Source organism: Corallococcus macrosporus, from assembly GCF_017302985.1.
Lineage (GTDB): Bacteria > Myxococcota > Myxococcia > Myxococcales > Myxococcaceae > Corallococcus > Corallococcus macrosporus_A.
In genome coordinates this window covers 96,656-115,144 of the sequence record NZ_JAFIMU010000006.1, presented here as the reverse complement: position 1 = coordinate 115,144, position 18,489 = coordinate 96,656, and the positions used below count along the sequence as shown (strand labels likewise).

The following is an 18,489-nucleotide window of genomic DNA, read 5'->3' as shown; positions in this document are numbered from 1 at the left end:
ATGAGCACGGCCAGTCCTTCCTTGAAGCTGGGAGCGGCCATGGCCGCGCGCCGCACCCCGGAGCAGCTCAAGGCCCGCCGCCAGCTGATGTGGCGCGAGCTGCTCACCAGCCTCTGGGCCCCGCTGTGCGGCGTGGGCCTGGCGTTCATCCCCTACGTCACGCTGATTGAAATGGCGCCCGGCACCGCGTCCTGGGCCCAGCCCCTGATGAAGGGCTTCGGCCTCCTGATGGTGCTGGCCTTCGTGGGCCTGCTGGTGTGGCGCAACGCCTCCAAGAAGGAGTCGCAGTTGCGCACGCTGCGCCACGAGGCGCGCGAGCTCATCTCCGAGGACGAGCGCATCCTTTCGCGCGTGGGCACGAAGGTGTCCCCGGCCGCGGCGGACCGCATCACCGAGCAGGCCCTGCGCGTGGAGTCGGCCTCCGTCGCGGGCAACGTGGAGCTGCTGCGCACGGAGACGCAGGCCCTGGAGAAGCTCACGCAGGAGCACCTGGGCGCGTACCGCAAGCAGTCCGTCTGGGACTTCGTGGGCGGCTTCGGCAAGGCGCTGCTGATTGCTTTGGTCATCCGCACGGTGCTGGTGGAGCCGTACCGGATTCCCTCCGGCTCCATGCTGCCCACGCTGCAGATTGGTGATCAGGTCTTCGTGAACAAGTTCATCTACGGGGTGCGCGTCCCGTTCATGAACGTGGTGCCGTTCCGCATCGTGCGGGCGCCCGAGCGCGGGGACGTCATCGTCTTCAACAACCCCGTGGACGAGTCCAAGGACTTCATCAAGCGCGTCATCGGCATCCCCGGCGACACGGTGGAGATCGTCGACGGCGTGGTGCGCATCAACGGCGAGCCGCAGCCGCGCACGCTGGTGTCGGCGGACTTCGTGGTGCACAACCAGGACGACATGACGGGCCGCTGGTTCGACCAGGAAGAGGTCCTCTACCGCGAGGACCTGGGCGGCGTGGTGCACTCGTCGCTGCAGCACCCCATGCGCCTGCCGGGCCGCGAGCACGAGGGCCCCTACACGGTGCCCGCGGACAGCGTCTTCGTGATGGGCGACAACCGGGACAACAGCGCGGACAGCCGCTACAACCTGGGCGGCCCGGGCGGCGCCGAGGTCGCCTACGTGCCCTACGGCCACATCAAGGGCAAGGCCATGGTCGTCTGGCTGTCGCTCGGGTGGGGGGGCCTGCTGGGCAACCTGTTCGGCGGCACGGGCCTGCGGGTGGACCGGTTCTTCGAACCGGTACGCTGACGGACGCTGGCCGGGTCGCCACCACGCGCCGTGCTTGACGCAACGTGCGGCGCGCGGTACGCGGCGGCCCCGGCCCCATGAGACATCTTCTCGGAATCGCAGGCTGGCGTCGGGACGAGCTGGAAGCGCTGCTCGACCGCGCCCAGGCACACCTGCCCGGCGGACCGGATGCCTCGCACGTGTTGCGCGGCCGCGTCGTGGCGAACCTCTTCTTCGAGGACTCCACCCGGACGCGCTCCTCCTTCGAGGTGGCCGCGCGGAAGCTGGGTGCGGACGTCCTCAACTGGAGCCACGCGGGCTCCTCCGTGTCCAAGGGCGAGACGCTCCTGGACACCGCGCGCAACATCGAGGCCATGGGGCCGGCGATCATCGTCATCCGCCACCGCTCCTCCGGCGCGCCGCACCTCGTCGCCCGGCACGTGAAGTGCGCGGTGGTGAACGCGGGCGACGGCGCGCACGAGCACCCGTCCCAGGCCCTGCTGGACGCCTTCACGCTGCGCCAGCGCTGGGGCCGCCTGGACGGGCGCACGGTGCTCATCGTGGGTGACGTGCTGCACAGCCGCGTGGCGCGCTCCAACCTCGTGTGCCTCAAGGCCCTGGGGGCCCGGGTCGTGCTCTGCGGGCCGCCCACCCTCCTGCCGCCAGGGCTGGAGGAGATGGGCGGTGAAGTGACGCACCAGCTGGATTCCGTATTGCCCCAGGCGGACGCGGTGATGTGCCTGAGGCTGCAGACGGAGCGCATGTCGGAAGCCTTCCTGCCGTCCCAGCGGGAGTACTCGCGGCTGTTCGGTGTCACGCCCGCCCGCGCGGAGCGGATGAAGCCGGAAGCCCTCGTGCTGCACCCGGGCCCCATCAACCGCGGCGTGGAGCTGTCGCCGGCGGTGGCTGACGGGCCCCGCAGCGTCATCCTGGAACAGGTGGCCAACGGCGTCGCGGTGCGCCGGGCCATCCTGGAGGCGTGCGCATCATGACGACGGTGCTCTTCCAGCGGGCGCGCGTCATCGACCCGCGCAATGGCGTGGACGGTGTGCGCGACGTGCTGGTGACGGACGGCCGCGTGGCGCAGGTGTCGGAGGCGCCGCTGCCCGCGCCCCAGGACGCGCGCGTGGTGGACGCCACGGGCAAGTGGCTGGTGCCGGGCTTCATCGACCTGCACGTGCACCTGCGCGAGCCGGGCGAAGAGGGCAAGGAGACGGTCCTCACCGGCTGCCGCTCGGCGGTGGCGGGCGGCTTCACCGGCGTCGTGGCCATGCCCAACACCAAGGTGGTGAACGACAGCGCGCTCGTCACGGAGCTGGTGCTGTCGCGCGCGCGGGACGCGGCCCTGTGCCACGTGTACCCGGCCGGTGCCATCACCAAGGGGCTCAAGGGCGAGGAGCTGTCGGAAGCGGGCGAGCTGATTGGCGCCGGCTGCGTGGCCCTCACCGACGACGGCCGCCCGGTGATGAACGCGGGCCTGATGCGCCGGGTGCTCCAGTACGCCACCCAGTTCGACGTGCCGGTCATGGTCCACGAGGAGGACCTCACGCTGTCCGCCGGCGGCGCCATGCACGAGGGCGCCACGTCCACGCGGCTGGGCCTGCGCGGGATTCCCGCCTCCGCGGAGGTCGCCATGGTGGCGCGCGACCTGGTGCTCCTGGAGGAGACGAAGGGGCGCCTGCACGTGGCGCACGTGTCCTGCGAGGGCAGCGTGCGGCTCATCCGCGAGGCGAAGAAGCGCGGCCTGCGCGTCACCTGCGAGGTGGCGCCGCACCACTTCACCCTGGATGACCGGGCGGTGGGGGACTACGACACCCACGCGAAGATGGCGCCGCCGCTTCGAAGCGACGCGGACGTGAAGGCGCTGCGCGAGGCGCTGGTGGACGGCACGGTGGACGCCATCGCCACGGACCACGCGCCGCACGGCGTGTCCGACAAGCTGGTGGAGTTCGAGAAGGGCATCAACGGCATCGTCGGGCTGGAGACGGCCCTGGGGCTCACCCTGGCGCTGGTGCACGAGGGCGTGCTCACCCCGCGCCGGGCGGTGGAGCTGCTGTCGGACGGGCCGGCGAGGGTATTCAGCCTGCCGGGCGGTCACTTGGCGCCTGGTGCCCCGGCGGACATCACGCTTGTGTCTCCTTCAGAGGAGTGGACGGTGGATGCCCACCGGTTCTATTCCCGCAGTCGCAACACGCCCTTCCACGGGCGCACGCTGAAGGGTCGCGTGACGCAGACGTGGGTGGGCGGCCGGTGTGTGTTCGAGGACGGTCAGCTCAAGGAGTCGCGGTGATGACGAAGCGGGCGGTGCTCGCACTGGCGGATGGCACCACGTTCGAGGGACGCGCCTTTGGCGCTTCCGGCGAGACGGTGGGTGAGGTGGTCTTCAACACGTCCATGTACGGCTACCAGGAGATCCTCACGGATCCCTCGTACGTGGGGCAGATCGTCACCATGGCGTACCCGGAGATGGGCAACATCGGGGCGAACGCGGGCGACGAGGAGGCGGGCCTGCCGCACGCGGTGGGCATGGTGGTGCGCTCGCTGACGAAGACGCCCTCCAACTGGCGCGCCCAGGAGACGCTGGACGCGTACCTCGCGCGCCACGGCCGCGTGGGCATCGAGGGCGTGGACACCCGCCGGCTGGTGCGCCACCTGCGCACGCACGGCGCCCAGACGGGCATCATCTCCACGGAGAACGTGTCCGCCGCCGCCCTGTCCGAGCGCGCGCGCAGCGCCGCGGGCATGGAGGGCCTGGACCTGGCCACGGGCGTGTCCACCAAGGAGCCCTACGTCTTCACCACGCCGACGCCGGACGTGTTCCTGGGCACCGGGGACAAGCAGCCGGAGCCGGAGCTGAAGTACGACGTCATCGCGTACGACTACGGCCTCAAGCGCTCCATGCTCCAGTACCTGGTGGACGTGGGCTGCCGCGTGACGGTGGTGCCGTCGCACTTCACGGCGGAGCAGGTGCTGGCGAAGAAGCCGCACGGCGTCTTCCTGGCCAACGGCCCGGGCGACCCGGCCGCGGTGAAGGGCGCGGATCGCACCGTCGCGGCGCTCCTGGGCAAGGTGCCGGTGTTCGGCATCTGCCTGGGGCATCAGATCATGGCGCTGGCGCTGGGCGGCCGGACGTACAAGATGAAGTTCGGCCACCGCGGCGGCAACCAGCCCGTGAAGGACCTCACGACGGGCAAGGTGGAGATCACCGCGCAGAACCACGGCTTCGCGGTGGACGACGCCAGCCTCAAGGGCAAGGCCGTCGTCACGCACATCAACCTGAACGACGGCACGGTGGAGGGCCTGGCCGTACCGGACGCGCGGGCCTTCAGCGTGCAGTACCACCCCGAGGCTTCGCCCGGCCCTCACGACGCGCGCTACCTGTTCAGCCGCTTCGCGACGCTGATGGCGGGTTCGTAGGAAGAAAGCTCGCAACGGCCATGGACACCGCGCTGACCCCGTTGTCGTACCAGCCGTACCTGGACCAGCTCATCGCCTTCGGCTCCTCGGAGGCGCGCAAGCCGGACCTCCTGGAGGCGAAGGCGGAGTACTTCCGCCTCACCGGTGAAGTCTTCGAGGACGACAAGTTCTTCGAGCTGCGCATGGCGTCGTTCCTGGACTACTACCTCTACGACCGCGTCTCGCCGCTCACGGGCAAGACGCCGGCCGCGGAGCTGTACGAGGAGCGCCAGAAGTCCGCGCCGCCCGAGGAGGCCAACGCCTTCCGCAGCTTCACGGAGACGGTCCACGGCCTCTTCGAGGTGCGCAAGCTGGGCAAGGGCATGGTCCGCCTGCGCGAGCTCTTCTCCGGCAAGGACTTCGACGTGACGGAGCGCCGCCACATTGCGGGCCTGGAGACGGGCGACGTGCTGGAGGCGCGCCTCGTGCCCTTCGGCGGCCACCTGCTGTTCTCCTCTGCCTTCTGCTACCACCCGGCCATGGCGTTGAAGGCCATCAAGGCCGAGGTGAAGCGCCGCAAGAAGAAGGAGCCGGAGCGCCCCGCCAAGGACCTGGTGTGGGAGTGCGCCCGCCGGGCCCTCAACGTGGAGCGCTACCGCCAGCTCTCCGTGGAGAAGCTCTACGACTTCGAGCAGAAGGTCCTCTAGGGCCTTCCGCCCGTGAAGCCTCCACCGCGTGAATCAGACGCGGTGGATGCTCATGAGGTTGGTGTTGCCCGGCACGTTGAGCGGCACGCCGGCCACCAGGATGAAGGGGGCGCCGGGTTCGCAGAAGCGCTGCTCGAGGCAGAGCCGGCGCACCTGCTTGAGCATGGCGTCCGTGGAGCTGACGCGCTTCACCAGGTGGCCCGTCACGCCCCAGTACAGCGCCATCCGGTTCACCGTGTTCGCGTTGGGCGTCAGCGCGAGGATGCGCGCGCCGGGACGGAACTCGGAGATGAGGCGCGCGGAGTGGCCGCTCTCCGTGTACGCGATGATGGTCCCGATGCCCAGCTGCCGGGACGCGGCCACCGCCGCCGCCGCGATGCCGGTGCCCAGGTCCTCCGAGCGCTCGAAGGGCGAGTGGGGCAGGGTGATGAGGCTGGTGCGCTCCGTCTCCTCCACGATGCGCGCCATGGTGGCCACCGCGTCCACCGGGTATTTGCCCGCCGCCGTCTCACCGGAGAGCATCACCGCGTCCGCGCCATCCAGGATGGCGTTGGCCACGTCGGACACCTCCGCGCGCGTGGGCCGGGCGTTGAGCACCATGCTCTCCAGCATCTCCGTCGCGACGATGACGATGCCGCCCATGCGGTTCACCTGCCGCACGGTGCGCTTCTGGATGGCGGGCAACTGCTCCAGCGGCATCTCCACGCCCAGGTCGCCGCGGGCCACCATCACCCCGTCCGACTCCGCGGCGATGGCCTCCAGGTTCTCCACCGCCTGGGGCTTCTCAATCTTGGAGATGAGCGGCGTCTTGTTCTTCGCCACCAGCGCTCGCGCCTGGCGCACGTCCTGCGCGGTGCGCACGAAGGACAGCGCCACGTAGTCCACGCCCACCTCCTGGCCGAAGGCCAGGTCCACCTTGTCCTTCTCCGTCAACGTGGGCACCGACATGGCCGTGCCGGGCAGGTTGAGGCCCTTGTGGTCCTTGAGGAGCCCGCCCACCTCCACGCGGCAGGACACGTCCTGGCCGCTCACCTTCAGCACGCGCAGGCGCACCCGGCCGTCGTCCAGCAGCACCTCGTGGCCCTTCTCCACGTCCCGGGGCAGCGAGCGCACCGGCGTGGGGATGACGTTCCCCTGGCCCATCACCGAGCGCGTCGTCACCGTCACCAGGTCGCCCGTCTTCACCGCCATCTGGCCGCCCTCGAAGCGGCCCAGGCGCACCTTGGGGCCCTGCACGTCCTGGAGGATGGCCACCGGCACACCCAGCTTCTTCGACACCGCGCGGATGCGCTGGACGCGCTGGCGGTGCTCGTCGTGCGTCCCGTGAGAGAAGTTGAGCCGGGCCACGTTCATGCCCGCCTTCACCAGCCCCTCGATGACTTCCTTCGAGTCCGACGCCGGACCCAGCGTGCAGATGATCTTCGCCTTGCGCATAGGACCGCCCATCCTAGCCTCACGGGGTGGGCGGCTTGACAGGCTTGCGCCCGAAGGACTAACTCTTCGCTTCACGCGCCGGGCGGAAAGTTACCGCGAGCTGGCGCGCGCCATTCGTGGCGCTCTCAGACGCTTGAGACGAAGAAAGCCCGGCTACCCTGGGAGGGGGGGCCGGGCTTTCATCGTTCCGGGGTGTGGGGCTTCCGGGGGCTAGAGGTCGATCTCCTGGCCCTTGCCCGTGGGCGCCATCAGCGGCTCGTCCTTGACGGAGTGGTCCATGCCGATGTCCTCGGACGGAGGCTTCGGGTGGCCCGCGCTGGGGCCCATGGGAGGCGGCGGGGGCAGGGGACCCATGTCCTCCCCCCCCTGGCCGCTGCCGCCCACGCCCAGGTCCTGCTGCTTCTGCAGGGCCTCGATCTCCGCGCGGGTGATGCCCGCCAGCGCCAGCACCTTGCGCGTCACGCGGATGCGGGCCTGGCTGTGCATGGCCATGGCGATGGAGTCGGAGGGCCGGGCGTCCAGCGCCAGCTCCTTCTTGCCCTGCTGCAGGAAGACGCGGCCGGAGTAGACGTTGTCGCGCAGGTCGTCGATGCGGACCTCCGTCACCTTGCCGCCCAGCTTGGACACCACGTCGTCCAGCAGGTCCTGCGACAGCGGCTGGGGGGGCGGACGTTCCGCGAGGCGGAAGGCGATGGAGACCGCCGCGCCCTCGTCCACGAAGAGCGGGAGCACCGTCTCCCCGTCCTTGGTGGTCAGCACGACGGCGTGCGTCTGCGCCTCCATCAAGGGCACCACGTCCTTCACTTCCAGCTCCACCAGCTCCGAGCACGCCTTGGGATCAGCGCCCTTCTCGGTGATGCAGGGCTTCTCTCTCTTCCCTTCGGCCGTCTCGGAGGCGGCGATGGCGCCGGGGATCCCGAACGCGGGAAGGAACAACGCTCCCCCCAGCGCCAGCACCACGGCCGTGAACGGAGCGACGAAGAAATTGGCGCGGTTGGACGTTTTCACATCCCTAAGCTACGCACCTGTCCCTTCACCGGGAGGGCAGCGCCCCCCGGCCGTCGCGAGCGGCCCCCGGGCCCTGGCCCACCCGGCTGGAGAGCAGGCGGGCAGGCGGGAAGAGGGGGCGCGGGACGACTAGCGGTCGTCTTCCTCGGCCTCTTCGTCGTCGTAGTCCTCGTCGTCCTCGGACTCTTCGTCGTCCTCGTCCTCGTCGACGTCGTCCTCGTCGTCCTCCTCTTCGTCTTCGTCCTCGTCGTCGAGTTCGTCCTCGAGCTCCTCGGCCTCGAGCGTCATCGTCACCGCGAACTTCTTGCTCAGGGTGGCGATCTGCGCGCGCATCTCCGTGAGCGCGGCGACGAAGTCCTCCGTGAGGTTGGCGGGCGCCTTCGCGTCGCAGTGGGGACAGACAATCTTCTCCGTCCCCTCGATGAGGTCCTGGGCTTCCAACTCGAAGCTGGCCTCGCACTTCTGGCAGGTGAAGTCGATGCTCATGGTCGGGCGCGGCATACAAAGCCGGTGAACATGCTGTCAACGGCTGAGACGGGGAGACGTGGAACAGGCGGTGGGCTTCCACTACGTTCCGTCGGATGGACCTGCCCAAGACGATGCTGCATGCGCTCCATGACCAGGCCGCGCGGCTGGAACACCGCCCGGCGCTGTGGTCCCACCATGGAGGCGCCTATGTCCCCACCTCGTGGTTCGACTATGCCCAGCGCGTCAAGCGCTTCGCCCTGGGGCTGCACGCGCTGGGTTTCCGGGAAGGCGACCCGCTGGGCCTCCTGAGCTTCAACCGCGAGGCGTGGCACGTCGCGGACCTGGGGGCCATGGCCCTGGGCGGCGTGCCGGTGGGGCTCTACACCACCAGCAGTGTGGATCAGCTCGTCTACATCCTGGGCCACTGTGAGGCGCGCTTCCTCCTGGTGGAGAACGCGAAGCACCTGGCCACCGGTCTGGAGGTCCAGAAGCGGCTGCCCGCGCTGAAGCACCTCATCGTCGTGGACGCGCCCACGCCCCTGCCGGACGGCGTGCTGCGCTACGCGGACGTGCTGGCCTCCGGCGCGAAGCAGGACGAAGACCCCTACTGGGACAGCGTCCACGCGCTGCACCCGGACGCCCTGGCCACGCTCATCTACACGTCCGGCACCACCGGCCAGCCGAAGGGCGTGGCGCTCAGCCACCGCAACCTCGCCTGGACGTCGAAGCAGCTGGGCGACACCATGGGCTTCAAGGACATGGAGGACGAGCGGCTGGTGTCGTACCTGCCGCTGTCACACATCGCGGAGCAGATCGTCTCCCTGCACAGCCCGCTGCTCATGGGCACGCAGGTGTACTTCGCGGATTCGCTGGACGCGCTGGGCAAGAACCTCACGGAGGTGCGCCCCACCATCTTCTTCGCGGTGCCGCGCGTCTGGGAGAAGTTCAAGTCGAAGGCGGAGGAGGGGCTCGCCGCGCAGCCGCCCCTGAAGCGCCGGCTGGTGGAGTGGGCCCGCGCCACGGCGCTGGAGCGCAACACGCGCGTGCTCAACCAGGAGCGCGTGCCTTCGTTCATGGAGGCCAAGTTCGCGCTGGCCCAGCGGGTGGTGTTCCAGCCCTTGAAGACGCGCATCGGTCTGGACAGGGCGAGGCTGTTCTCCACGTCCGCGGCGCCCATTGGCCGGGACGTGCTGGACTTCTTCGCCTCCATCGACGTCGTGCTCCTGGAGGTCTGGGGCATGACGGAGGTGACCGGCCCCGCCACGGTGAGCACCGCCGAGTGCGCCCGCCTGGGCACGGTGGGCCGCCCCATGCTGGGCGTGGAGGTGCGCATCGCGGAGGACGGGGAGATCCTCGTCAAGGGCGGCAACGTGTGCCTGGGCTACCACCGCAACCCGGAGGCCACGCAGGAGCTGCTGGCGGACGGGTGGCTGCACACGGGTGACGTGGGACAGCTGGATGCCGAAGGCTTCCTGCGCATCACCGGCCGCAAGAAGGAGATCATCGTCACCTCCGGCGGCAAGAAGACGTCTCCCGCGAACATCGAGGAGCTGATCAAGGCCGTCTCCCCCGTGGGGCACGCGCTGGTGGTGGGGGACCGCCGCAACTACCTGGTGGCCCTGCTGACGCTGGAGCCGGACCGGGCGCGGAGGCTTGCACGGGAGAAGGGCTGGCCGGAGGACGTGGCCACGCTGGTGAACGACCCGCGGCTCCAGCAGCACCTGCACGAGGCCCTCGAGCGGGACGTGAACCCGAAGCTGTCGCGCTTCGAGGGCATCAAGCGCTTCCGCGTGCTGCCGGGGGAGTTCTCCATCGACGGCGGCGAGCTCACGCCCAGCATGAAGATGCGCCGCAAGGTGGTGGAGCAGAAGTACGCGGACGTCATCGACGCGCTCTACAGCGAGCCGGGGGGCGCGGCCGCGGCCCACGGGTAGGGCAAAGCGAAAGGGGCGGAGGACTCAGCTTCGAGTCCTGCGCCCCTTCGTGCTTCAGTGGCTGAGACGGCCAGCGACTACTTGGCGCTGGTGCGCTTCTCGCGGGCGACGTAGTCGCGGCGCGTGGAGCCCGTGTAGACCTGACGGGGCCGGGCGATCTTCTGCTCGTTGTCCGTCACCATCTCCTCCCACTGCGCGCACCAGCCCACCGTGCGGGGGATGGCGAACAGGACGGGGAACATCTCCGCCTGGAAGCCCATCGCCTCGTAGATGAGGCCCGAGTAGAAGTCGACGTTGGGATACAGCTTGCGCTTCACGAAGTACTCGTCCTCGAGCGCGATGCGCTCCAGTTCGAGCGCGATCTCGAGCAGCGGGTTCTTGCCGGTGACTTCGAAGACCTCGTCCGCCACGCGCTTGATGACCTTCGCGCGCGGGTCGTAGGACTTGTAGACGCGGTGGCCGAAGCCCATGAGCTTCTTCTCGCCCTCGCCGCCCTTCACCTGCTTGATGAACTCCGGGATGGCGGACTTGGTGCCGATCTCGCGGAGCATGCGGAGCACCGCCTCGTTGGCGCCGCCGTGCAGCGGGCCGTAGAGCGCGCCCACGCCCGCGGCGACCGCGGAGTAGGGGTCCACCTGCGACGAGCCCACCGTGCGCACGGACGTGGTGGAGCAGTTCTGCTCGTGGTCCGCGTGCAGGATGAAGAGGACGTCGAGCGCCTTCTCCAGCGTCGGGTGCACCTTGTACGTCGTGGTGCCGATGCGCTTGATCATCGCCAGGAAGTTGGCGACGTAGGACAGGTCGTTGTCCGGGTAGACGTAGGGCAGGCCCATCGAGTGCCGGTACGAGAACGCGGCGATGGTGGGCATCTTCGCGATGAGGCGCGTGATCTGGATCTCACGGCTGCGCGCGTCGCGGATGTTCTTCGCGTCCGGGTAGAAGCCGGACAGGGCCGCCACTGTGGAGCCCAGCATGGACATGGGGTGCGCGTCGTAGCGGAACCCGTCCATGAAGGACTTGATGTTCTCATGCACCAGCGTGTGGTGCGTCACGTTGTGCGTGAAGTTGTCCAGCTCCGCCTGCGTGGGCAGCTGGCCCTTGAGCAGCAGGTAGGCCACCTCCAGGAAGGTGGACTTCTCCGCGAGCTGCTCGATGGGGTAGCCGCGGTACTCCAGGATGCCCTTGTCACCGTCGATGAACGTGATGGCGCTCTTACAGTTCGCCGTGTTCAGGAACGCGGGGTCGTAACCCATCAGACCGAAGTCATCGCTGCCGGTCTTGATCTGGCGCAGGTCGGGGGTGCGGATACAGCCGTTCTCGATCGGGATCTCGTACGTCTTCCCGGTCCGATTGTCGGTGACGGTCAGCGTGTCCTTGGGCATGGGCGGAGATTTCACAGGGCGGCGGACGCTTTCAACAAAAAAGAACGATAAGTCCGAGAGGCGAAGTTTCCGGTCCGCTCACTTGCTCAGGAATAGCGGATTCCAGAGCGCGCCAGCTGCCGCCAGAAGCCCGGAAAGCTCTTCTCCACGCACTCCGGCCCCGTCAACTCCAGAGGCACCCCGGACAGCACACACAGGGTGGCCGCTGACATCGCCAGGCGGTGGTCGCCCCGGCTGTCCATGGCGAAGCGCGCGGGCTTCGTCTTCGGCGGGAGGATGCGAAGCGACTCACTGTCGGCTCCGGCCGACAGTTCCGTGGTGCCGCCGTAGGCGGTGACCAACGTTCGGATTCCTTCCAGCCGGTCGCTCTCCTTGACCCGCAGGATGCCCACGTCCGTCAGCGTCGTGGGCCGGGGCAGCACGCACGCGAGCGCCGCCAGCGTGGGCAGCAGGTCCGGGCACTCCTTGCCGGAAGCGCGCAGCTCGCCGGTGGCTTCGCCCTGGAAACGCCACGTGTTGGGCGCGTCCGCGGGGATCATCTTCAACCCGACGTCAGCGACCAGCCGGAGGATCGCCTGGTCCGGGTGGGCGCTCCGCGGCTCCGCGCGCTCCACCGTGCCGCCCGTGCGCCAGGCGATGAGCACCAGGTAGCCCAACGACGACCAGTCGCCCGGCAGTGATGGGACGGATTCGGGCGCCTGATAATGCGTGACGGAATAGTGACCTTCGGACTGCTCCACGGTGAAGCCGAAGCGGCGCAGCCACGCCACCGTGAGGTCCATGTAGCCGGCGCTGGTGAGCGTGCCTTCGATCTCCACGCTCCACGCGCGCTTCTCCCGCAGGAACCGCTCCGCGCAGCCCAAGAGCAGGCTGGAGGCGTACTGGCTGCTCTGCGCGCCCGGCACGCGGAACACCGGCGCAAGCTTCGCCGTGTCCTGGGGCGCGTGCAGCTCCACCGGCCACGGGGTGCCCTCGGTGAGCGTCAGGCCGGCGGGGCCCAGGGCCTCTTTGAGCGACGTGAAGAGCGGGCCGTGCGGGCGCTCGCCCAGGCGGGGCGTGCCGGTGAAGCGCACGCGCGCACCGGGCGTCACCGCGGCCTGCGTGACGAGGATGCGGAAGGGAGCACCGCCGTCCGCGCAGTCCACGTCACGCACGGGGCCGGGCGGCAGGCGCAGGGCCTCCACGCCCCGGCGCAGCACGCGCACGTCCGCGGGAAGGTCCTCGTCCGATTCCGCCTGCACCGACGGCAGCGGCCAGGCGCCCGTGAGGTGTCCCAACACCAGGGCTCGCTGGGCGTCCGACTTCGACACGGGCGGGGTGAGCGGTGAGGCGCTCAAGGCGCTCGGGTCGACGGTGAGACGGCTCGGCGAGGCATGGCTCAAGGGCGGGCTCCACGGGTCCAGGCGGGCCACAGGGCCCGCCACGTCTTCGGCATCACATCCACGACTTCGGCGGTGCCCACCGCGGTGAGCAGCACCATGCGCAGCTCGCCGTTGGCGCCGGCCTTCTTGTCGGCGTCCAGCAGCGCGACCACGTCCTTCAACGGCGCGCGCTGGGAAATTTCGGCAGCGCGGTCGCGGCCGAGCACGCCCGGACCCCGGGCCAGCGCGCGTTCCACTTCATGCGCCACCGGCTCCGGCGTGATGCCCAGGTGCCGGCCCACGTCCAGGGCCCAGAGGATGCCCAGGCCCACCGCGTCGCCGTGCGACAGCTTGAAGCGCGACAGGCTCTCCAGCACGTGGCCGAAGGTGTGGCCGAAGTTGAGCACGCGGCGCAGGCCCTGGTGCTCGTACGGGTCCTTCGCGCAGACGTCCTCCTTCAGGCCGCGCGCGTCCTTCACCAGCTTCTCCAGCGCCGGCGGCGTGCGCACGTAGCGCTTGAAGAGGGACGCATCCAGCGACGCGACCATCTTCCACGCCTCGATGGACCCCTCGCGCACCTGCGCGTCGGACAGCGTGGCGTACAGCTCCGGGCACAGCCACGTCTCATCCGCGTAGTGGAAGACGCCCGCGGGGTTCTTCACCACGCGGCCGCGCACGACGAGGTCCACCGCGCCCTTGCCGCCCAGGCTGCTGTCCACCGCCGCGAGCAGCGTCGTGGGCACCTGCACCAGCCGCACGCCGCGCTTGAGCAGGTGCGCGGCCACGGTGGCGACGTCGCCCACGGTGCCACCGCCCACGGCCACGAGCGTGCCGGAGCGCGGCAGGTTGATCCCGCCCGCGAGCACCTTCTGCAGCGACGCGAGGCTCTTGGCGCGCTCACCGCCCACCAACTGGATGATGGCGCGCGGCTTGCGGGCCTCGATGGCGGGGATGAGCGTGGGGTGGAAGCGCGCGACGGTGCGGTCCACCACGGCGACGCTGCCCTCGGGCAGCTTGGCGACGAGCTTCGTGAAGGAACCCCAGCGGTCGTTGGGGGGGCGGTAGGAACCGGGAGGAAGCGGGCTCATGCGGAGTGGGGGCGGGCGTTGAGTTGCTGGACGAGGTCGGCGATGACGAGCGACACCATGGCCTCCAGCACCGGGACGGCGCGGGGCATGATGCACGGGTCGTGACGGCCGCCCTTGGCGTGATCCGCGAGCGTCGCGGGGGGCTTGAAGAAGGCGCGCACCTGCATGGGCTCTCCGTTGGCGAGCCCACCCTGGATGCCGCCGTACGCGTCCTTCACGGCGTGGAACTTCGTGCCGGGCTGTCCCAGGCGCTGGATCAGATCCGGCGGACCCCACACGACACCGGTGACGGCGCCAATGCTGCCCAGCGCCTGCGCGATGAGCGCCTTCAGCTTGCCGAAGAGGGGCTCGCCCAGGCCGACGGGCAGGCCCTCCACGCGCACGTCGATGGAGCCGCCCAGGCTGTCCCCGGCCTCCTTCGCGGCGAGGATCTGCCGGGACATCTCTTCACGGACGGCTGCATCCGGGCAGCGGGTGGGGTGGGCGTCCACCATGGCGCGGGTGAGGCCCGGCGCCGGAACGGAGGAGATCAGCTCGCCCACCTGGGAGACGTAGGCCACGGTGCTGATGGAGGGCAGGTCGCGCGCGAGGTACGCCTCCGCGACGGCGCCGCCGATGACGCGGCAGAGCGTCTCACGTCCGCTGGTGCGGCCGCCGCCCCGGTGGTCGCGGTGCTTGTAGCGCTCGCGCCACACGGCGTCCGCATGGCCGGGCCGGTCCACGCTGGCCAACTGATTGTAGTCCTGCGAGCGCTGGTTCGCGTTGCGCACGATGGCCGCGATGGGAGTGCCCAGCGTCTTGTCCTCGAAGACGCCGGAGAGGATTTCCACGGTGTCGGGCTCGTTGCGCGGGGTCACCAGGGCGGACTGTCCGGGACGCCGGCGGTCCAGCGCCGCCTGGATCATCTCGCGCGTGAGCGGAACGCCCGCGGGGCAGCCGTCGATGACGGAGCCCAGCGCGGGGCCGTGGCTTTCGCCGAAGGTCGTCAGCCGGAAGAGGGTGCCAAAGGTATTCATGTCGCCGTTTCCCAGAGTTGTCGCTGCCGCCGGGCCTGGGCGACGAACCACGCCGCACCGAGCAGGAGAGGGGTGCCCCCGCGGCGAACGATCTCCGCGGCGACGCGCCGGCCGGGCGCACCGTATGCGATCACCGCCACGCGTGCCCCGTGGAATCGCAGGTTTTCGGGCGGAGCCACGCGGTCCGGCCACGTCCAGACCCAATCCCCGGACAGCGGGGCGTGAATCTCCGCGCGCTTGACGACCCGCAGGGCAAGTCCCTGTTCGGCGGCCACCAGCCGCAGCGCCTGCGTGGAGCCGCCGTCGCCCAGCACCGCGACGTCCTTCGCGCCCAACCGCTCCAGCACCGCGCGCGCCCCTTCCGTGTCGGTGTTGAAGGACTCCCACCGCGCGCCCCGGCGCACCAGCGTGTTGATGGCGTCCAGCGTGGAGCCCGTGTGCTTCGCGAGCCTCATCTTGAACGGGCTCGTCACGGCGAAGCCCGCGTAGTACGGCAGCATCGCGTCCACCACCGCCTCCACCGGTGCGTCCTCCGCCAGGTCGATGCGGTCGAACGGCTGACGGTGGATCCGCGGCGAGCGCGAGTGCGCGATGGACGTGCCCAGGATGCCCAGGCGGAGCGCGTGCGGATCCTTCGCCTTGCGATGCTCGCGCACCACGTCGTCCAGCAGGCGCTGTCCCGGCGCGGCCGTCCACGGGCCGCCCATGGCCACGTACTCCAGCCCGTTCCTGCGCGAGAGCACCGCGCGCGCCGGGATGGCGACAGGCCCCATGCCCAGCACGGTGACGCGCTCGGCGCCGAAGCGCTGGGACAGCAGGGCCTGTGTCTCCAGCAGCGTGTCCAGGTGCGCGGGCCCGTCCATGGGCTCCACGTGCTTCACCAGCGCGTCCGGCGGAATGGGACGGGACCAGCGGCGCAGCGCCTCCGCCGTCGTGAGTGGTCCTTCCGCGTGGTGCGACGCGAGCAGCTTCCCCGGCGGCGCGTCCATGTCCTGCGCGCGCTCCACGTCCCGGTCCACGCGCCACGCGGCCTGGATCCACGGAGCGGGCAGCGGCTTGCCCCGCTCGGAGACGAGCAGCGGCATCACGCGGGCGAGCGCGTCCGGGTCGATGTCTCCGGCGGCGTGCAGGTCGGTCCGCACCTCGATGACGTCCGCGCCGCGCTTGAGCCCATCGCGCGCGAAGGCCACGGCGTCCGCGCCGGTGAGGGTGGGGGGCAGGGTGATGATGCGCCGGGTGGCCATCACGCGGGCTCCTGGACCAGACAGCCCCGGAGGAAGTCCGCCAGGGAGATGGTGGGGACGCGGGCGTGCAGCGCCTCGCGTTCGTGGAACAGCGAGTGCAACTCCTCCTCCAGCGACACGTCCGTGCGCAGCCGGGGGCGCGTGGTGTCCGCCATCAACCGCTCGCGGTACGTGTCGAAGGTGACGGGGACGACCAACGTGAAGTGCCCGGCGAGCGCGTCCGGATGATGCGACAGGAATCCGCCGCCCACCGCCACCACGCTGCCCGGGGGCAAGAGGCCCAATGTCTCGCGCTCGGCGGCGCGGAAGGTGGCGGGGGATTCCGCGACCCAGGTGCGGAGCGGGCGCCCGTGCCGGCGCTCCAGCTCCGCGTCCAGGTCCAGGCCGGGCCGCCCGAGCAGGCTCGAGACGAGCGGCAGCAGGCGGGTCTTCCCCGCGGCGCGGTGCCCGGCGATGACGACGGTCTGCGCGTCGGCCGGGCGGGGGCATGGCCCCGGGGACGTAAGGGCCCCCTGGAGCGCCTGCTGGAGTCTGGGATCTACCGACGCGACGACTTGCGAGACAAGGAGGCGCGGGGCCTCAACGGACGGTGCCGACATAGACGTAGGCGGTTCCAAACAGCAGGGGGTGGGCGGCGCGCTCGCTGTAGGCGCCGGCCTGGTCCATCAGGGAGAGGAAGCGGTCGCCGGCGGGAAAGGCCGCGGCGGTGCGGGGCAGGTACTGATACGCCGCCTTGTTGCCCGTGAGCAGGCCGCCAATCGCCGGCATCACCGTCTTGCTGTAGAAGCGGAACAGCGCGCCGTACGGGCCCGTGGGCTGACCGAACTCCAGCACCACCACGCGGCCTCCGGGGCGCACCACGCGCGCCATCTCCTGGAGGCACTTCACCGGATCATCCACGTTGCGGATGCCGAAGGAGATGGACGCCACGTCGAAGCTGTTGTCCGGCAGCGTGAGCGCCATGGCGTCCTGCACCTGGAACTCGATTTCCAGGCCCGCCTTGGCCGCCTTGGCCGGCGCGCTCTCCAGCATCTCCGGGCAGAAGTCCGTGCCCACCACGCGGCCCGCGGCGCCCACCTTGCGCTTGAACGCCAGCGCCAGGTCGCCCGTGCCAGTGGCGCAGTCGAGCACGTGGCTGCCTTCCTTCGCACCGCTCAACTTCACCGCCGAGCGCCGCCACAGCCGGTGGATGCCGAGCGAGAGGACTTCGTTCGTCACGTCGTAGCGCGTGGCGATGGAGGAGAACATCTGACGGACTTCGGTGCTCATCGCGCCCCCGCGATCTGTGCCGGCCCCGCCGGCGTGTAGAGGTGACGGTCCACCGCGGCGAGCACGCCGGGCAGCCGTTGCATCAACGTAGCGAAATCCCCGGGCGACGTGGCCTGCTGCCCATCACAAAGCGCCTGCTCCGGCCGGGGGTGGACTTCAATCAACAGACCATCCGCCCCGCAGGCCGCCGCCGCCAGCGACATGGGGGTGATGAGTGACGGGATGCCCGTGGCGTGCGACGGATCCACGATGACCGGCAGGTGCGTGCGCTCCTTCGCCCACGCCACCGCGGCCAGGTCCAGCGTGTTGCGCATCGCTGTCTCAAAGGTCCGGATGCCGCGCTCGCACAGGATCACCTGCTCGTTGCCGCCCGCCAGGATGTACTCGGCGGCGTTGAGCCACTCCTGCACCGTGGCGGACAGCCCGCGCTTGAGCAGCACCGGCTTGCGCAGCCGGCCCAGCGCGCGCAGGAGCCCGAAGTTCTGCATGTTCCGCGCGCCCACCTGGAGGATGTCCGCGTGCTGCGCCATGAGGGGCAGTTGCTCCGTCTCCATCACCTCGCTGATGATGGGCAGGCCGTGACGCCGGCCCGCGTCCACCAACAGCTTCAGCCCCGGCTCCCCCATGCCCTGGAACGCGTACGGACTGGTGCGCGGCTTGAACACGCCGCCGCGCAGCAGGTGCGCCCCCGCCTGCGCCACCGCGCGGGCCGCCAGCTCCAACTGCTCCGCGCCCTCCACCGCGCACGGCCCCGCCATCACCACGAAGCCGGGTCCGCCCACCTCCACGCCCCCCACCTGGATGCGGGTGCCGGAGGGATGCGCCGCGCGTAGGACGCGGTGTGCACCCGGGTCACGCCGACCGGCTGGGTCGTCTGGTTGCTGGGCTCCCACGGCGGCTCCCTCGCTGGAGTTACTGGAATTCGTGTTCCATGGAGTTCAAGCGGTTTTGAACT

The 18,489-nt window shown here is 70.2% G+C and carries 17 protein-coding genes; 6 read left to right on the top strand and 11 right to left on the bottom strand.

What is annotated here, in order from left to right:
* The 5 genes from lepB to JYK02_RS10515 all read left to right on the top strand — a co-directional run bounded on the left by lepB (position 1) and on the right by JYK02_RS10515 (position 5,330).
* The gene (gene lepB, locus JYK02_RS10535; RefSeq protein WP_207050783.1) at positions 1-1,248 is read left to right on the top strand and encodes a signal peptidase I; all 1,248 of its coding nucleotides are present in this window, start codon (positions 1-3) and stop codon (positions 1,246-1,248) included.
* Between the two features lie 77 nt (positions 1,249-1,325).
* Positions 1,326-2,219, top strand: coding sequence for an aspartate carbamoyltransferase catalytic subunit (locus JYK02_RS10530; protein WP_207050781.1), 894 nt, complete (start codon positions 1,326-1,328; stop codon positions 2,217-2,219).
* Positions 2,216-3,517, top strand: a complete 1,302-nt coding sequence (locus tag JYK02_RS10525; RefSeq protein ID WP_207050779.1) for a dihydroorotase — start codon at positions 2,216-2,218, stop codon at positions 3,515-3,517. The genes JYK02_RS10530 and JYK02_RS10525 overlap by 4 nt, the downstream gene beginning before the upstream one ends.
* Positions 3,517-4,644 (top strand): glutamine-hydrolyzing carbamoyl-phosphate synthase small subunit, encoded by a 1,128-nt coding sequence (gene carA / locus JYK02_RS10520; RefSeq protein WP_207050778.1) that lies wholly within the window; start codon positions 3,517-3,519, stop codon positions 4,642-4,644. The genes JYK02_RS10525 and carA overlap by 1 nt, the downstream gene beginning before the upstream one ends.
* A gap of 20 nt (positions 4,645-4,664) precedes the next feature.
* Complete coding sequence (locus JYK02_RS10515; RefSeq protein WP_207050769.1) at positions 4,665-5,330, top strand: hypothetical protein; 666 nt, start codon at positions 4,665-4,667, stop codon at positions 5,328-5,330.
* Between the two features lie 33 nt (positions 5,331-5,363).
* Here the strand turns inward: JYK02_RS10515 and pyk are convergent, their stop codons facing one another.
* The 3 genes from pyk to JYK02_RS10500 all read right to left on the bottom strand — a co-directional run bounded on the left by pyk (position 5,364) and on the right by JYK02_RS10500 (position 8,258).
* A complete protein-coding gene (pyk, locus tag JYK02_RS10510; protein ID WP_207050768.1) occupies positions 5,364-6,764 on the bottom strand; it encodes a pyruvate kinase in 1,401 nt (466 codons plus the stop codon).
* Between the two features lie 210 nt (positions 6,765-6,974).
* A complete protein-coding gene (locus JYK02_RS10505) occupies positions 6,975-7,772 on the bottom strand; it encodes a bifunctional nuclease domain-containing protein (RefSeq protein ID WP_207050767.1) in 798 nt (265 codons plus the stop codon).
* Positions 7,773-7,901: 129 nt separating this feature from the next.
* Positions 7,902-8,258, bottom strand: a complete 357-nt coding sequence (locus tag JYK02_RS10500; RefSeq protein WP_242588636.1) for a hypothetical protein — start codon at positions 8,256-8,258, stop codon at positions 7,902-7,904.
* A 95-nt stretch (positions 8,259-8,353) separates the two neighbouring features.
* On the opposite strand from JYK02_RS10500, the gene JYK02_RS10495 reads away from it, so the two are divergent.
* Positions 8,354-10,174 carry an AMP-dependent synthetase/ligase gene (locus tag JYK02_RS10495; protein WP_207050764.1) on the top strand — a complete coding sequence of 607 codons (1,821 nt, stop codon included), beginning with the start codon at positions 8,354-8,356 and terminating at the stop codon, positions 10,172-10,174.
* Positions 10,175-10,251: 77 nt separating this feature from the next.
* Here the strand turns inward: JYK02_RS10495 and JYK02_RS10490 are convergent, their stop codons facing one another.
* The 8 genes from JYK02_RS10490 to aroF form a co-directional block, all read right to left on the bottom strand.
* Positions 10,252-11,556 carry a citrate synthase gene (locus JYK02_RS10490; protein WP_207050763.1) on the bottom strand — a complete coding sequence of 435 codons (1,305 nt, stop codon included), beginning with the start codon at positions 11,554-11,556 and terminating at the stop codon, positions 10,252-10,254.
* Positions 11,557-11,642: 86 nt separating this feature from the next.
* Entirely contained in the window at positions 11,643-12,938 is a 1,296-nt protein-coding gene (locus tag JYK02_RS10485) for a 3-phosphoshikimate 1-carboxyvinyltransferase (RefSeq protein WP_207050762.1), read from the bottom strand.
* Complete coding sequence (locus tag JYK02_RS10480) at positions 12,935-14,005, bottom strand: 3-dehydroquinate synthase (RefSeq protein WP_207050761.1); 1,071 nt, start codon at positions 14,003-14,005, stop codon at positions 12,935-12,937. The genes JYK02_RS10485 and JYK02_RS10480 overlap by 4 nt, the downstream gene beginning before the upstream one ends.
* Positions 14,002-15,021: a chorismate synthase gene (gene aroC, locus JYK02_RS10475; protein WP_207050760.1), complete on the bottom strand. Its 1,020-nt coding sequence runs from the start codon at positions 15,019-15,021 to the stop codon at positions 14,002-14,004. The genes JYK02_RS10480 and aroC overlap by 4 nt, the downstream gene beginning before the upstream one ends.
* Positions 15,018-16,265 carry a shikimate dehydrogenase gene (locus JYK02_RS10470; protein WP_242588635.1) on the bottom strand — a complete coding sequence of 416 codons (1,248 nt, stop codon included), beginning with the start codon at positions 16,263-16,265 and terminating at the stop codon, positions 15,018-15,020. The genes aroC and JYK02_RS10470 overlap by 4 nt, the downstream gene beginning before the upstream one ends.
* On the bottom strand, positions 16,265-16,864 hold the full coding sequence (locus JYK02_RS10465; RefSeq protein WP_207050758.1) for a shikimate kinase: 600 nt from the start codon (positions 16,862-16,864) through the stop codon (positions 16,265-16,267). The genes JYK02_RS10470 and JYK02_RS10465 overlap by 1 nt, the downstream gene beginning before the upstream one ends.
* Positions 16,845-17,534 carry a bifunctional demethylmenaquinone methyltransferase/2-methoxy-6-polyprenyl-1,4-benzoquinol methylase UbiE gene (gene ubiE / locus JYK02_RS10460; RefSeq protein WP_207050757.1) on the bottom strand — a complete coding sequence of 230 codons (690 nt, stop codon included), beginning with the start codon at positions 17,532-17,534 and terminating at the stop codon, positions 16,845-16,847. The genes JYK02_RS10465 and ubiE overlap by 20 nt, the downstream gene beginning before the upstream one ends.
* Positions 17,531-18,427 carry a 3-deoxy-7-phosphoheptulonate synthase gene (gene aroF, locus JYK02_RS10455; RefSeq protein ID WP_207050756.1) on the bottom strand — a complete coding sequence of 299 codons (897 nt, stop codon included), beginning with the start codon at positions 18,425-18,427 and terminating at the stop codon, positions 17,531-17,533. The genes ubiE and aroF overlap by 4 nt, the downstream gene beginning before the upstream one ends.
* Between the last annotated feature and the right edge of the window lie 62 nt (positions 18,428-18,489).

What these genes read in the sequence shown, in the direction of transcription:
- JYK02_RS10500 (WP_242588636.1), bottom strand. Translation starts at nt 8,258, where the DNA reads ATGAGCATCGACTTCACCTGCCAGAAGTGCGAGGCCAGCTTCGAGTTG.
- JYK02_RS10515 (WP_207050769.1), top strand. Translation starts at nt 4,665, where the DNA reads ATGGACACCGCGCTGACCCCGTTGTCGTACCAGCCGTACCTGGACCAG.
- pyk (WP_207050768.1), bottom strand. Translation starts at nt 6,764, where the DNA reads ATGCGCAAGGCGAAGATCATCTGCACGCTGGGTCCGGCGTCGGACTCG.
- JYK02_RS10465 (WP_207050758.1), bottom strand. Translation starts at nt 16,864, where the DNA reads ATGTCGGCACCGTCCGTTGAGGCCCCGCGCCTCCTTGTCTCGCAAGTC.
- carA (WP_207050778.1), top strand. Translation starts at nt 3,517, where the DNA reads ATGACGAAGCGGGCGGTGCTCGCACTGGCGGATGGCACCACGTTCGAG.
- JYK02_RS10530 (WP_207050781.1), top strand. Translation starts at nt 1,326, where the DNA reads ATGAGACATCTTCTCGGAATCGCAGGCTGGCGTCGGGACGAGCTGGAA.
- lepB (WP_207050783.1), top strand. Translation starts at nt 1, where the DNA reads ATGAGCACGGCCAGTCCTTCCTTGAAGCTGGGAGCGGCCATGGCCGCG.
- JYK02_RS10525 (WP_207050779.1), top strand. Translation starts at nt 2,216, where the DNA reads ATGACGACGGTGCTCTTCCAGCGGGCGCGCGTCATCGACCCGCGCAAT.
- JYK02_RS10470 (WP_242588635.1), bottom strand. Translation starts at nt 16,265, where the DNA reads ATGGCCACCCGGCGCATCATCACCCTGCCCCCCACCCTCACCGGCGCG.
- ubiE (WP_207050757.1), bottom strand. Translation starts at nt 17,534, where the DNA reads ATGAGCACCGAAGTCCGTCAGATGTTCTCCTCCATCGCCACGCGCTAC.
- aroC (WP_207050760.1), bottom strand. Translation starts at nt 15,021, where the DNA reads ATGAATACCTTTGGCACCCTCTTCCGGCTGACGACCTTCGGCGAAAGC.
- JYK02_RS10490 (WP_207050763.1), bottom strand. Translation starts at nt 11,556, where the DNA reads ATGCCCAAGGACACGCTGACCGTCACCGACAATCGGACCGGGAAGACG.
- JYK02_RS10480 (WP_207050761.1), bottom strand. Translation starts at nt 14,005, where the DNA reads ATGAGCCCGCTTCCTCCCGGTTCCTACCGCCCCCCCAACGACCGCTGG.
- JYK02_RS10495 (WP_207050764.1), top strand. Translation starts at nt 8,354, where the DNA reads ATGGACCTGCCCAAGACGATGCTGCATGCGCTCCATGACCAGGCCGCG.